This is a genomic window from Szabonella alba (assembly GCF_016765775.1).
Lineage (GTDB): Bacteria > Pseudomonadota > Alphaproteobacteria > Rhodobacterales > Rhodobacteraceae > Szabonella > Szabonella alba.
Genome location: NZ_JAESVN010000009.1, coordinates 1 through 12,851, shown reverse-complemented (window position 1 = coordinate 12,851; position 12,851 = coordinate 1). Strand labels below are relative to the sequence as shown.

Below are 12,851 nucleotides of genomic sequence, written 5' to 3'. Positions count from 1 at the left end.
GCCGCTGGCGGGCAGGGGCAAGGCGCGGCGGTCCGGTTTTCCGGGCCGCTTTTCCGACCCCGGGATATGCAAGGGTCGCCCTGCACCTTGACCCCGCCGCCCGGATGGCCCTTCATGGCGCCGGATAACGGGAGGAGCCGAACCGATGCGCGCAGCTGTCTTGCGGGAATACAATGCAGATCTGTCACTGGAGGAGGTGCCGGACCCCGTGTGCGAAGCCGATGGTGTGGTCCTGAAAACCCTTGCCTGTGGCGTCTGCCGTTCGGACTGGCATGGCTGGACGGGCGAACATCCGCGCGTGAAACCGGGCCAGATTCAGGGCCATGAATATTGCGGTGAGGTGGTCGAGGCAGGCCCCCTGTCGAAATGGCAAAAGGGCGACAGGCTGGTTGCCCCCTTCATTCTGGCCTGCGGAACCTGCTTTGACTGCCAGTCGGGGCATCAGCATATCTGCAAAAGCCAGCGTCTTCCGGGCTTCATAGAACCCGGTGCCTTTGCCGAATATGTCTCGGTGCCCTTCGCCCATAACCTTGCCCGTCTGCCCGACGACATGACGCCGGTTCTGGCCGCCGGGCTGGGCTGCCGGGTGACGACCGCCTGGCATGCGCTGACGGGGCGTGCGGCGGTGCAGGCAGGCGAATGGCTGGCGGTGCATGGCACGGGCGGCATCGGTCTTTCGGCCCTGATCCTTGGCCGGGCGCTTGGCGCGCGGGTGATCGTCGTCGATGTCGTTCCCGAAAAGCTGAGCCATGCGCTTGGCCTCGGGGCCGAACATGCGCTGGATGCGCGCGAGGGCGATGTCGCGGCGCGGATCATCGAGATCACCAAGGGCGGCGCGCATATCAGCCTTGAGGCGCTGGGGATCGAGGCCACCACCAACGGGTCCATCGAATGTCTGCGCCCGCTGGGCCGCCATGTTCAGGTCGGTATGCCGGTGGGCCATACCGCCCATATGCAGATCAACATGAACGCGGTCTATATGAAGAACCTTGCGCTTTACGGCACAAGGGGGATGCCCAGCTGGCGTTACCCGTCGCTTCTGGATCTGATCCAGCGCGGGGCGGTGGACATGTCGCCGCTGATCGCGCGGGAAATCGGTCTTTCGGGCGCCTCGTCCGAATTGCGCGCCTTCAACGGGCCGACCCCGCCCGGTGTTGCCGTCATCTCGGATTTCGGCGCCTGATCTAGACCTTGGCCAGAACCGCCTGCGCCGCACGCATCAGCGTGCGGTACAGCGGTTTGGTGCGGTTTTTCAGATGGGTCGCGGCATGGACTGGCTGGCCGATCACCGGGGCATCCGTGACAAAGCGAAAGCGCCCCGTTGCCAGCAATTCCCCGGCACTGTCCTCCAGCACATAGGCCGATCCGCCCAGCCGCGCCAACAGGCTGAGGATTGTCGCGGTCTGCCCTGCGGCCACCGGCGCCTCGGCCATGCGCGGCAGCGCGGCGCGATGCGCCATCTCGAAGGCGGGGGCGAAATTGGCGCGGATCGCGCGGCGCGGGTCCAGATCGGCGATGCGGTCCGTATCCGACGAGATCAGCCGATACCGCGCCTCGCCCAGCGTGGTGAAATGCAGGTCCGGCCCCGGATGCGGCGTGTAGAGGATTGCGAAATCCAGCGCGCCGGTCGCCAGATCCCGGCACATCTGGGCGGAAAAATCAGGCTCAAGATAGAAACTGGCATCGGGCAGGCGGCTGCGCAGCCCTTCCATCCAGGGCCCGACCAGCGGCGGGGCAAGATCGCTTTGTATCCCCAGCCTGATATGGATCGCGGCCTCCCCCAGCGGGGTCACGGCTGCCCGCGCCTCGGCATGGGCATGGCGGATCGCGCGGGCATGGGGCAGGAATTTCAGCCCCTCGGTGGTCAGATCGGTGCCCGCGCGGGACCGGGTGAACAGCCGCGCGCCCAGTTCCGCCTCCAGCGCCGCGATGCGGCCCGAAACGGTGGATTGCGTCAGCCCCAGCCGTTCGGCGCTGCGGTTGAAACTGCGCGTCTCGGCCAGATCAAGGAATGTGTCGATCCAGTCCGATTGCATGGCACCCCCTGATCGGAATTTCCGATCAATAGCCCGGCCAAAGCCCGGAAGAAAGCCGCCCGCTTTCATCCTGGCAAAAATACCTCCGCCGGAGGCATCCTGCGGCCCGGACAGGGGCGGGTCAGAGCAGATCCAGAAGCCGCGCCGCCTCGGCCGCCGGGTCGGCAAGGGGGGCGCGATCCTCACCGGGGAAGAAGCGTGCCCGTGTTGCCGTGGGCATGCCCGCAGGCGTCAGGATCGTGACCTTGGGCCCGGTGCGCTGCGTCTCGTTGGCCCAAGACCGGGCCAGCGCGATCTGCGCAGCCTTGGTTGCGCCGTAAGCGCCGAAAAACGGGCTGCCGCCACGCGGATCGTCGAAAAACAGCGCCTGTCCGCCGCCCGCACGCAACAGGGGTTCGACCATCGGGATCAGCAATGCGGTGGCGCGCAGGTTGCAGGCGATGGATTTTTCCAGATCCTTGCCATCGACATGACCCGCCGGGGCCAAGGGCGCCGCATGGATCGCGCTATGTGCCCAAAGCCCGATCCCGCCCCAGCGGTCATGGACCGAGCGGCAGAGATGGCGCATCGCATCCTCATTCGTCACATCCATCGGCGCAAGGGTCAGGGTGCCGGGGCTGCCTGCGGCCTTCACCCGGTCATCCAGTTCTTCCAGCGCGCCGGTTGTGCGGGCCACGGCCACCACATGCCAGCCGCGCGCCGCAAGTTCGGCGGTCAGCGCCGCGCCAAGGCCACGCGAGGCACCGGTGACAAGGGCAAGCGGTTGGGCAGGGCTGTCGCTGGGCATCAGGATCTCCGTGGGGAAAGGGCAGGCCGGGGGCTTCACACCCCCGGACCCCCGTGGGATATTTCCCGACAGAAAAAGCGGATTACTCGGCGGCCTTCATCTCGAAGCCGCGTGCGATCATGTCGGACGGGGTGATGGGATATTCGCCCGAGAAACAGGCATCGCAATAGCGCGGCGCCTTGGCGTCCCGGCCCTGCGCCTCACCCGCCGCGCGGTAAAGTCCGTCAAGCGAGACGAATTTCAGGCTGTCGACGCCGATCCAGTCGCGCATCTCGTCTTCCGACATATTGGCCGCCAGCAATTTGCCGCGCTCGGGCGTGTCAACGCCGTAGAAACAGGGCCATGCCGTGGGCGGCGAGGCGATGCGGAAATGCACCTCGGCCGCACCCGCATCAAGGATCATGTCCTTGATCTTGCGCGATGTCGTGCCGCGCACCACCGAATCATCCACAAGGATCACCCGCTTGCCGCGGATCAACGCCCGGTTGACATTCAGCTTCAGCCGCACGCCCATATTGCGGATCTGTTCGGTCGGCTCGATGAAGGTGCGGCCCATATATTGATTGCGGATGATGCCCATGCCGTAAGGGATACCCGATTGCGCGGCATAGCCGATGGCCGCCGGGGTGCCGCTATCGGGCACGGGGCAGACCAGATCGGCATCAACCGGGCTTTCCTTGGCCAGTTCCACCCCGATCTGGCGGCGGGTTTCATAGACCGAACGCCCGCCCAGAATGCTGTCGGGGCGCGAAAAATAGACATGTTCGAAAATGCAGAAACGCGAGGGTTGCGGGCCGAAGGGGCGGGTCGAATTGATGCCGGTGTCGTCGATCACCACCATCTCGCCCGGCTCGATCTCGCGCACGAATTCCGCACCGATGATGTCGAGTCCGCAGGTTTCCGAACTCAGCGCCCAGCCATCGCCGATCTTGCCCAGCACCAACGGACGCACGCCCAGCGGATCGCGCACGCCAATCAGTTTCGTGCGTGTCATCGCGACGATGGAAAAGGCACCCTCGACCCGGCGCAGCGCGTCCTTGATGCGTTCCGAGATGTTCTTCTGGATGGAACGGGCCATCAGGTGAATGATGCATTCGCTGTCTGACGACGACTGGAAGATCGATCCGCGTTCGATCAGTTCGCGGCGCAAGGCGGCGGCATTGGTCAGATTGCCGTTATGGGCTATGGCGCAGCCGCCCATGGAGAACTCGCCAAAGAAGGGCTGCACATCGCGGATCGCGGTGGCACCTTTCGATCCGGCGGTGGAATAGCGCACATGCCCGATGGCCAGCGCCCCCGGCAGGGTTTCCATCAGGCTGGCCTTGGTGAAATTGTCACGCACATAGCCAAAGCGGCGGGCCGAGTTGAACCCTTGTTCGGGGTCATGGGCGACGATTCCGCCCGCCTCTTGTCCGCGATGTTGCAGCGCGTGCAGGCCAAGGGCCACGAAATTGGCCGCATCCGCGACGCCGACCACGCCGAATACGCCACATTCCTCATGCAGCTTGTCGTCATCGAACGGGTGCGAGAGGAAGGGCTGCATGGCTGGCTCCGAATCCGGGGGGCAGGGCATGCCCCTCCTTTAGTCCGAAGTCACGGGAGTGTCACGCAGGGAAGCGCCGCGCGGGGGCGGCGCTTCCGGTGCCGGTTTCAGTTTCCGGCAGGTGCGGGGGCGGCCGGGGCGGCTTCAGGTGCCGCAGGTTCGGGGGTCACAGCGTCGGCCGGGGCCTGACAGACATTGGTCAGCGCCTCATAGCGCGCGACGATCCAGCCCGGGGCATCCGAGGGGATGGTCTCGTCGATATTGGTCTGGAACGAGGCGAAAACCATGGCCGAGCGGGAGTTATCCACCATCGGAATGGTATTTTCCGCCACCGCACGGTCATAGACGATGAAGGCCACGGCGACCAGCAGCACGCCCCGCACCACGCCAAACAGGAACCCCAGCCCCTGATCAAGGCCTCCCAGAACCGAGCGCTGCACCATCGAGGACAGCAGCGGCGAGAACAGCGCCGCGATCACCAGACCGACCGCAAAGACCAGCGCGAAGGCCGCGATCACGGAAAGTTCACAACTGTCCTGCAGGAAACCACCCACCACGGGGATCTCCTTGACCAGCGGCTGCACCTGCGCTGCAAAGACATAGGCCAGCACCGCGGCCCCGATCCAGCCCGCGATGGCAAGGCTTTCACGCACCAGCCCCCGCGAATAGGCCAGCACCGCCGAAAGCACGATGACCAGCGCCACCACGCCATCTACCAGGGTAAAGCCTTCCATCCGACGCTCCTTCTTGGGCCGCTAGCCGGCTCCGAACATTTCGCCCACGAATGCCGTCAGATCGGGCATTTGCCGCAGGGCCATTCCCTCCAGCCCCGCCAGTTTGGAGCGGCTGGGGGCAACAGCCTGTGAGAAACCAAGTTTCATCGCCTCTTTCAACCTGTTTTCGGTCTGGGCGACGGGACGTAAGGCCCCCGACAGGCTGATTTCCCCGAAAAGCACCATATCGGGGGGAATTGCAACATCCTCCCGCGCGCTCAGCAGGGCGGCGGCCACGGCCAGATCGGCGGCAGGTTCGGAAACCCGCATGCCGCCTGCAACATTCAGATAGACATCCAGACCGGCAAAGGGGATGGCGCAGCGCGCCTCCAGCACGGCCAAAATGGTCGACAACCGCCCGCCATCCAGCCCCACCACCGTGCGGCGCGGCGTGCCAAGGGGGGAGGGGGCGACCAGCGCCTGAATCTCGGTCAGCACCGGTCTTGTGCCCTCGATCCCGGCAAAGACCGCCGATCCGGGGGCGGGGCGGTCACGGTCGGACAGAAACAGCGCCGAAGGGTTGGTGACCTGCGCCAGCCCGTCGCCGGTCATCTCGAAAACCCCGATTTCGGCGGCAGGGCCGAAGCGGTTTTTCACTGCGCGCAGAATGCGGAAATGGTGGCCGCGTTCGCCTTCGAAATAAAGCACGGTATCGACCATATGTTCGACGACGCGGGGGCCTGCGATCTGGCCTTCCTTGGTGACATGGCCGACAAGGATCACCGCGACACCGCGTTTCTTGGCGAAGGTCACCAGTTCATGCGCCGCTGCGCGGACCTGACTGACCGATCCGGGGGCACTGTCGACCGTATCCAGCCACATTGTCTGGATCGAATCGATGATTGCCAGATCGGGGCGTTCGGCATCCAGCGTGGTCAGGATGTCGCGCAGGTTGGTTTCCGCGCCAAGCGCGACCTGCGCATCGGCAAGGCCAAGTCGCTGCGCGCGCATCTGCACCTGCGCGGTCGCTTCTTCTCCAGAAATATAAATACATTTCAATCCGTTGCGCGCGAAAGCTGCAGTTGCCTGCAACAGCAGCGTCGATTTGCCGATACCCGGATCGCCGCCGACAAGGATGGCCGAGCCCTTGACCAGACCGCCGCCCAGCACGCGGTCCAGTTCATCCATCCCCGAGGCGGCCCGGGGCGGCGGCGTGCCGGTCGTGGCCAGATCGGTCAGCGGGATCGCGCGCCCCTTGCCGCCAAGCGCCTTGGGGCCTGCCGAAAGCGGAGCCTCCTCGACCACGGAATTCCAGGCGCCGCAGGAATCGCAACGCCCGGCCCATTTGGAATGGGCGGCACCGCAGGCCGTGCAGGTGAAGGTGGGGTTGGAACGCGCCATGGCTCTTGATGCTATGCGCGGGCGGGCGGCGCAAGGGGGCGGGCGGGAAGACGCCATGCCGGTAACCGTGCAGGGATCCATGCCGGGATCATCGCCGCCCCCTGCTGGCCAGCGACAGGACCAGCGAGGCCAGCACACAAAGCGTGAAGAGATAAAGCCCCGGCGCCGTCTCGATCCGCGCGAAGCTGACGCCGCGGGCGATGACGATATAAAGTGCGAGCAGGAAGATATCGGCCATGGCGAGCTTGCCGAGAAGATGCAGCAGCGGCAGCGCCCGGGCAGACAGAAATCCCAGATGCAGCGCTGCCAGCGCCAGCGTCTTGGCATAGGGCGAAACCAGCGCCAGCGCCGCGATCAGCACCGCCAGTGCGGGGTCGCTTTGCCACAGCGCGCCGATCCCTGACAGGACCGAGATTTCCTCAAGCCCGAAAAACGGCAGATCCAGACCCGAGCGCAGCAAGGGCAGGCTCCATGCAAGGGGAAACAGGATCAGCAGCGACAGATTGGAAATCAGAAGGACGTGGCGCATCACGGGGTTCCTTGCCGGGCTTTCCCTCGGGGCCGTTCGGTGCCGGGTCAGCCCTGTCCCTCGATATAGCGGCGTTGATAGCGCGCGCCGAGCGAGGTCAGGATCTCATATCCGATCGTGTCGGCGGCATCGGCCAGATCATCGACGCCCTGATGCGGCCCCAGAATGTCCAGACTGCGCGGCTGCTGGTCAAGATGCGAGATATCGACAGTGATCAGATCCATCGAAACCCGGCCGACCACGGGGCAGGGCGTTTCACCGGCCCAAAGAACAGCCCGGTTCGACAGGGCGCGCTGCAGCCCGTCGGCATAGCCGCCCGATACGGTCGCGATCAGGCTGGGGGCCTCGGCACTCCATGTGCAGCCATAGCCCGCAGTTTCCCCGATGCCGAGTTCGCGCGTCTGGATCACCGGCAGCGACAGCGCCGTGACGGGGCGCGCGGCATCAAAGGGCCGCCCGCCATAAAGACCGATCCCCGGGCGGGTCAGGTCGAAATGATACTCCGGCCCCAGAAGGATGCCCCCCGTCGCCGCCAGCGAACGCGGCACGCCGCAGCCATCGGTCATGGCGTGGAATTCGGCCAGCTGTGCGGCATTCATCGGATGGTCCGGCTCATCGGCGCAGGCCAGATGGCTCATCAACAGTTCCGGCCCGGCCTCCAGCACAAGGGCGGCGACAGCCTCCCATTCAGGGGCCTCCATGCCCAGCCGGTTCATGCCGGTATCAAGCTGCAGGCCGAATACATGGCCCGGCAGCGCCTCGAAATGCCGCGTGACCTGATCAATGGAATTGAGCATCGGCGTCAGATCCAGATCATGGATCATATCCGTATCCCCGGCCATATGGCCCGAGAACACACAGATCTGCGGCCCGGGGCCAAGGATCTGGCGCAGGGTCGCGCCTTCCTCGGCCACCGCCACGAAGAATCGCCGCGCCCCGGCATGGGCCAGCGCCCGCGCGACCCGCGCAAGGCCCAGACCATAGGCATCGGCCTTGACCACAGCGGCGGTCTGGGTTCCGGGCGCGCTAAGCCGGTCCATCGCGCGCCAGTTGGCCGCGATGGCATCAAGATCAATGGAGAGGGTCGCAGTGGCCATGGCGCGGGTATGACAGCGCGCCGCGCAGGGTCAAGGGGGAAATCTGCGGGGGCATTCTGCGCCGCCCCCGAGCAGAACGGATCTGCGGACCGCAAGGGGATTGCGTTCCGATGGACCGGCAAAAGCCGTTGATGGCGAAAACCGCGCACCCTGACCGACCCGCCTCGCGGCTTGAAGGGCCGGAGCCTCCGTCGGGGATAATTGAAGGTAGTCACGCCTGTTTGTGTATTGAAGTCAAAGGTATGGGCTTATGGGCCATCCCACTGTGACATACAAAGGTGTCACACATTACCCATCCGAGGTTGTGCAGCCCGCGTCTGACGGGGGTTTCCATGGGTAAGCATCTTCATCTTTTCCGGCGCGGCAGTGTCTTCTACTGGCGCTGCCGCGTGCCGGGGTTATCCACGTCTATCGACATCCTGCAGCTGTCTTTGCGAAGCGGCTTGCGGGCGGAAGCCTGTATGATCGCGCGAAAGCTGACTGTTGAGAGTGATCGAATGTTCGATGATCTGACCCGTAACCTGATCTCTGTAGAAGATGCCCGGACCTGGCTGTCCCATGTTATCACATAGGAACTGGCCCGGATCCGCCGGGTGCATCTGGTAGCCCGGATGGATCCGGTGGGCCGGGCGGAAGAAGACGACCGCGCGGATTGGGCGACCGCCACCGCCTGGAACCTCATGGCCGAGAACGGTCCCCGGGGCGATTTGGGGCAGCCGTTCGTCGACCATCTGGTTGGAACCGGGGCGACACCGCAGGATCTGGCGGCGCTGGAGACCACACTCTCGATGCTGGCGGGCGATATGCGGTCGGATCCGCGCACACGGCGGATTGCCTCGGACTTCCAATTTTTGATCGGAGTGGAGACAGCGCAGGAAGGCACGGCGCTCCTTCTCTTACGGCGGCTGCTAATCGAGGGCCGTGCTGCGGCGCATGCCCAGCGGACAGCGGCGCTGAGCGTGGAAGCCGGGATCGCAGAGGAAATTCCCAGCAGATCGCGGCTGAACTCGTGGCACGCGAACGCGCGGCTTGGCGGGTGGATGGCCCGCAGTTGATGCCCGCCACCGTCTCGGCTCAACCGGCACCTGCACCCACCCCTGCCGTTCACCAGGCCATCGTCGCAATGGCGCAGCAGCCCACAGCCGCAGCGACAGAGTTCTTCGATTCGTCGCTTCTTGCGACCACGGAACGGCTGAATGCGGAACGGTTGGAGATCCGCAGGCAGGAACGTCGTCATCTGGTTCAGGAGGATGGCACACCGGAACTGACGCCCGAGACCGTGGAGCGGTCGCGGCTGGTAACGGCCCGCCTTTTTACCCAGGCGACCGGCGTTGATGATGTCCGCCAGATCCGTCCGCCGCATCTTTCCGTGTTCCGCGATACATTGCACCGGCTGCCCTCCAGCTGGGGCAAGAGCAAGGGCGATGCCAAAATGCATGGGCGCGCTCCGAGAAAGCCGATTGCTGTTGTTATCGGAAAAGCCCGCGCAGTGCCGCGGCCGTGTCCGGCAACAGCTTCAAGCTTGCCTCAATCCGCTCCCGCCAGCGTGGCCCACGTGACAGGGCGTCTTTATAGGCCTCGCTCAGGTCATCCGGTCGATCTTCGGTAAGGACATTAATCAGGAAGGCAGCCTGCCCTCTGTCCTTTCGAGCTTTGGCCTGGTCGGACCCGGCCTTTCGGCGATCCGCCACGATCAATTTGTGGATTGCATAGCGTTCCGGTCGCGGGATCTGGACCAGGACGCCAGACCGATAGAGCGCAAGAGCCGGGATCGGTTCGGCGATCAGGTAGTTCAGGTAATTGAGCGCCTTTGCGCTGACCCCCAATGCCGGCAGCGGCTTGATGGTCTCGTCCCCGAAGGCCGCGGTCAGAAACTCCACCATTGCCGTGCCGCGGCTCTGTCGCCACTTCCAGACCTGCCGTCCCTCAAGCCCCGGCACGGGATCGAATTTCAAAGATTGCAGGATGTCACTCGGCTCTTCTTCGACCCGATCGCCCAAAGCAACCGACAGACGCTCGAAGCTGGCGAAGTCGATATCACCCGTCTGAGCGAGCTCATCAGCATCGAAACGCACACCCAACTCACCTTGATACAGGGCATAGGCGGCCGTCCCGACCAGCGTCCCGCCAAGGCGGAACACGCCCGCCCGCGCGAAGGCCAGAAGCAGTGAGCCCGTGTCACGGTCGGTTCCCGTGAACCCTTCGGCGCGCAGGACTCTGGCAAGCCGCGCCATCGTCTCGCGACGCTCCTCGCCCGCTGCCTTCAGGTTCTCGGCTTTTGCCAGACGGGCTCGCAACTCGTCCTTGCCTTCGCCCAGATAGCGCGATTTCATCTGCGTTCCGATCCGGAATTTGTCATAGAGATAGAACCGCCCGTTGCGATGCCGCTCTTCCACACTTCCGATCAGGATGGATGCGGCCTCGTCCTTGTGCAGTCGCAACAGGTCCTGATAGGCGACCTGCGCTGTCCGGGAATAGGACGTGATGGTCATTGGCTGCATCTCCCCTTTGTGTGCAGCAAATTACTCTTGGCTGCACTTTTTGGCAAGTGTGCATCAATGTTATCTATGATGCACACGATGCAGGAAAGATGCGCTGCACATCCGCTGAGCCGATGAGCCGACCGCACGCCAAGTTACTTTGACCTCGCGTTGGCGGATCTCGGGGTCTATCGGCTGGAAGGGCAGGGGGGGCGATCCTCCGCATCCTGCAAGCCCACCAGAATCTGACGTCCTTTCAACAGGCCGGATGACCGGCCTACAGCCCTGCCGCCTTGGTCAGGTTCACCCGAAACCTGTCCCGTCGGCGCTGATGGCGCTGGATCATCTCGGCCGAGGCGTGGCCAAGCTGCTTCTGAACATAGCACTCGTCAACCTCTGCCCTGCTGGCAAGGTCTGCGCGCAAGAATTGTCTGCATCCGGGCTGCGCCTGTCCGTGCTGCCTCTGGGCCGCGCCGATGCGGTCGAGGCTCTGACTGAAGGGCGGGCCGATCTGGCGCTGGGTTTCATCTGGGATCTGCCCGATACAATCATGGGCGACCCGCTTTATGAGGAAACCTTCCTCGTGACGGACCTGCCGCAAGCGCTGCCGGATGCGCCGCTGGTCAGCCTTGACGCCTATTGCGCGGCTGATCACGTCCTGATCTCGCCCGCGGGCGGTCTGCGCGGGGTGGTGGATGACAGGCTGGCCGCGATGGGGCGCAGCCGAACCATCACGCTGGGGCTGCCCGCGTTCCTGCCAGCCCTTGCGGCGGTGGTGTCCTCGGGAGCGCTCCTAACCCTGCCCGCGCGGTTGGCACAAGGCCTCGCCTCCGGCTTCGGTCTGGTCACAGCGACGCCGCCCCTCGAGGTCTTCCGTTTCCCCGTCTCGGTCTTCTGGCATCGCCGCAATTCCGCCGATCCAAGGACAATCTGGCTGCGCGACGAATTAGTGCAGGTTCTCAATCTCTGAGAGCCAGGGTCTTCCCTGATCAAACGCCCTTGGGGATATGACCGAGCAGTTCCGGCAAGACCGGACTGTCGCCGTCGCTGCTGGAGGTAAACTCCACCGCCCGGATGTCCGAGGTGGCCGTGTCCATGGCCAGATGGACCTCACGCCATTGGCGGCGGCCCTGAACACTGTGCTTTCTGGCCTGCCACGTAAACACAGTTGCTAGGAGTGCATGTTTCCGCCGTCATAAACGCTGCATCGGCTCGAATGGCAAAAAAAACCTTCTCTCTACCACGGCAAGGAGAAGGTCTTGATATTGGTGAAGGATTTCATGGCCTCAACCACGCCTTCCTTATAGCCGTTGCCGCTGTCCTTGATGCCGCCGAAGGGCGACATTTCGGTGCGATAGCCGGGCACTTCCCAGATATTCACCGTGCCCACCACCAGCCCGTCGATATAGGCCCGCATCCGGCGCCAGTCATTCGTGCAGACGCCCGAGGACAGGCCGAAATCGGTGGAGTTGGAAATAGCCATCGTGGCCGCATCATCATCGGGCACGCGCACGATGGGAATGATGGGGCCAAAGGTTTCCTGCATCACCAGATCGGACGCATGATCGACATGATCGACCACGATCGGCGGCAGCAGCGCGCCCCGGCGGCCCGGATGATAGAGGATCTTCGCCCCCCGCGCCTCGGCCTCGAACACCCGTGCCTCAAAGGTTTCCGCCGCCTTTTCATGGACGACGCAGCCCAGTTCGGTCGCCGGATCCATCGGATCGCCGAAGCGCAGGGCCCGGGCCCGCTCCAGCACCAGCGGCACGAAACGCTCGGCCACGCTGTCCTGCACCAGAATGCGCTTCACCGCCGTGCAGCGCTGGCCCGAGTTTTTCGTGGCACCCTCCACCGCCAGATCGGCGGCGCGTGCAAGATCGGCATCCGACAGGTCATTGCAGATGATCAGCGGGTCATTGCCGCCCAATTCCAGCACCTGCCGTTTGTAGACCGCCTTGGCCGCGATCATCTTGCCGACCGGCACGCCGCCGGTGAAGGTGATCAGCTCAAACTCGGGATTTGTGATCATCTCATCGCCGATATCGCCGGGCCAGCCGGTGACGACCGACAGCATCTCGGGCGGCAGCCCTGCCTCATAGAGCGCATCCGCCAGCCAGATCGCGGTCAGCGGCGTTAGTTCTGTGGGCTTCACCACGATACAATTGTTGGTGGCAATCGCCGGCGCGATCTTGTGGCTGACCATGTTCAGCGGATGGTTGAAGGGCGTGATGGCCGAAATCGCCCGCAAGGGTTCGCGCAGGG

13 protein-coding genes and 2 pseudogenes are annotated in these 12,851 nt (G+C 64.4%); 4 read left to right on the top strand and 11 right to left on the bottom strand.

Annotated elements, in window-relative coordinates:
* Nucleotides 1-145: 145 nt before the first annotated feature.
* Entirely contained in the window at nucleotides 146-1,183 is a 1,038-nt protein-coding gene (locus tag JL811_RS16345; protein WP_202689778.1) for a zinc-dependent alcohol dehydrogenase family protein, read from the top strand.
* A gap of 1 nt (nucleotide 1,184) precedes the next feature.
* Here the strand turns inward: JL811_RS16345 and JL811_RS16340 are convergent, their stop codons facing one another.
* From JL811_RS16340 to alr, 7 genes are all read right to left on the bottom strand, one after another.
* The gene (locus tag JL811_RS16340; RefSeq protein WP_202689777.1) at nucleotides 1,185-2,036 is read right to left on the bottom strand and encodes a LysR family transcriptional regulator; all 852 of its coding nucleotides are present in this window, start codon (nucleotides 2,034-2,036) and stop codon (nucleotides 1,185-1,187) included.
* A gap of 121 nt (nucleotides 2,037-2,157) precedes the next feature.
* The gene (locus JL811_RS16335; RefSeq protein WP_202689776.1) at nucleotides 2,158-2,823 is read right to left on the bottom strand and encodes an SDR family NAD(P)-dependent oxidoreductase; all 666 of its coding nucleotides are present in this window, start codon (nucleotides 2,821-2,823) and stop codon (nucleotides 2,158-2,160) included.
* 82 nt (nucleotides 2,824-2,905) lie between these two features.
* Entirely contained in the window at nucleotides 2,906-4,366 is a 1,461-nt protein-coding gene (gene purF, locus JL811_RS16330) for an amidophosphoribosyltransferase (protein ID WP_202689775.1), read from the bottom strand.
* Nucleotides 4,367-4,473: 107 nt separating this feature from the next.
* Nucleotides 4,474-5,100, bottom strand: coding sequence for a CvpA family protein (locus JL811_RS16325; RefSeq protein WP_202689774.1), 627 nt, complete (start codon nucleotides 5,098-5,100; stop codon nucleotides 4,474-4,476).
* A 21-nt stretch (nucleotides 5,101-5,121) separates the two neighbouring features.
* A complete protein-coding gene (gene radA / locus JL811_RS16320; protein ID WP_202689773.1) occupies nucleotides 5,122-6,480 on the bottom strand; it encodes a DNA repair protein RadA in 1,359 nt (452 codons plus the stop codon).
* An 88-nt stretch (nucleotides 6,481-6,568) separates the two neighbouring features.
* Nucleotides 6,569-7,009: a paraquat-inducible protein A gene (locus JL811_RS16315; protein WP_202689772.1), complete on the bottom strand. Its 441-nt coding sequence runs from the start codon at nucleotides 7,007-7,009 to the stop codon at nucleotides 6,569-6,571.
* 47 nt (nucleotides 7,010-7,056) lie between these two features.
* Nucleotides 7,057-8,106, bottom strand: coding sequence for an alanine racemase (gene alr, locus JL811_RS16310; protein WP_202689771.1), 1,050 nt, complete (start codon nucleotides 8,104-8,106; stop codon nucleotides 7,057-7,059).
* Nucleotides 8,107-8,438: 332 nt separating this feature from the next.
* On the opposite strand from alr, the gene JL811_RS16305 reads away from it, so the two are divergent.
* Both JL811_RS16305 and JL811_RS16300 read left to right on the top strand, forming a co-directional pair.
* Nucleotides 8,439-8,678: a DUF6538 domain-containing protein gene (locus JL811_RS16305; RefSeq protein WP_202689770.1), complete on the top strand. Its 240-nt coding sequence runs from the start codon at nucleotides 8,439-8,441 to the stop codon at nucleotides 8,676-8,678.
* 21 nt (nucleotides 8,679-8,699) lie between these two features.
* Complete coding sequence (locus JL811_RS16300; RefSeq protein WP_202689769.1) at nucleotides 8,700-9,161, top strand: hypothetical protein; 462 nt, start codon at nucleotides 8,700-8,702, stop codon at nucleotides 9,159-9,161.
* A 414-nt stretch (nucleotides 9,162-9,575) separates the two neighbouring features.
* On the opposite strand, the gene JL811_RS16295 is transcribed toward JL811_RS16300, so the two are convergent.
* Together JL811_RS16295 and JL811_RS20000 are read right to left on the bottom strand one after the other, a co-directional pair.
* Nucleotides 9,576-10,598 (bottom strand): nucleotidyltransferase family protein, encoded by a 1,023-nt coding sequence (locus JL811_RS16295; RefSeq protein WP_202689768.1) that lies wholly within the window; start codon nucleotides 10,596-10,598, stop codon nucleotides 9,576-9,578.
* 265 nt (nucleotides 10,599-10,863) lie between these two features.
* Nucleotides 10,864-11,010 (bottom strand): annotated as a pseudogene (locus JL811_RS20000) (integrase); the annotation flags it as partial.
* On the opposite strand from JL811_RS20000, the gene JL811_RS16290 reads away from it, so the two are divergent.
* Nucleotides 10,945-11,556 (top strand): LysR substrate-binding domain-containing protein, encoded by a 612-nt coding sequence (locus JL811_RS16290; protein ID WP_337924763.1) that lies wholly within the window; start codon nucleotides 10,945-10,947, stop codon nucleotides 11,554-11,556. The pseudogene JL811_RS20000 and the gene JL811_RS16290 sit on opposite strands and share 66 nt — an antisense overlap.
* Nucleotides 11,557-11,587: 31 nt before the next feature.
* On the opposite strand, the pseudogene JL811_RS16285 reads toward JL811_RS16290, so the two are convergent.
* Both JL811_RS16285 and JL811_RS16280 read right to left on the bottom strand, forming a co-directional pair.
* Nucleotides 11,588-11,743: pseudogene (locus JL811_RS16285) on the bottom strand (IS5/IS1182 family transposase); the annotation flags it as partial.
* Nucleotides 11,744-11,823: 80 nt separating this feature from the next.
* Nucleotides 11,824-12,851, bottom strand: a 1,028-nt coding sequence (locus JL811_RS16280) for an aldehyde dehydrogenase family protein (protein ID WP_202689766.1), incomplete at its 5' end; no start/stop codon positions are given.

Coding starts and splice junctions, on each gene's coding strand:
- JL811_RS16345 (WP_202689778.1), top strand. CDS start 146: ATGCGCGCAGCTGTCTTGCGGGAATACAATGCAGATCTGTCACTGGAG.
- JL811_RS16340 (WP_202689777.1), bottom strand. CDS start 2,036: ATGCAATCGGACTGGATCGACACATTCCTTGATCTGGCCGAGACGCGC.
- JL811_RS16335 (WP_202689776.1), bottom strand. CDS start 2,823: ATGCCCAGCGACAGCCCTGCCCAACCGCTTGCCCTTGTCACCGGTGCC.
- purF (WP_202689775.1), bottom strand. CDS start 4,366: ATGCAGCCCTTCCTCTCGCACCCGTTCGATGACGACAAGCTGCATGAG.
- JL811_RS16325 (WP_202689774.1), bottom strand. CDS start 5,100: ATGGAAGGCTTTACCCTGGTAGATGGCGTGGTGGCGCTGGTCATCGTG.
- radA (WP_202689773.1), bottom strand. CDS start 6,480: ATGGCGCGTTCCAACCCCACCTTCACCTGCACGGCCTGCGGTGCCGCC.
- JL811_RS16315 (WP_202689772.1), bottom strand. CDS start 7,009: ATGCGCCACGTCCTTCTGATTTCCAATCTGTCGCTGCTGATCCTGTTT.
- alr (WP_202689771.1), bottom strand. CDS start 8,106: ATGGCCACTGCGACCCTCTCCATTGATCTTGATGCCATCGCGGCCAAC.
- JL811_RS16305 (WP_202689770.1), top strand. CDS start 8,439: ATGGGTAAGCATCTTCATCTTTTCCGGCGCGGCAGTGTCTTCTACTGG.
- JL811_RS16295 (WP_202689768.1), bottom strand. CDS start 10,598: ATGACCATCACGTCCTATTCCCGGACAGCGCAGGTCGCCTATCAGGAC.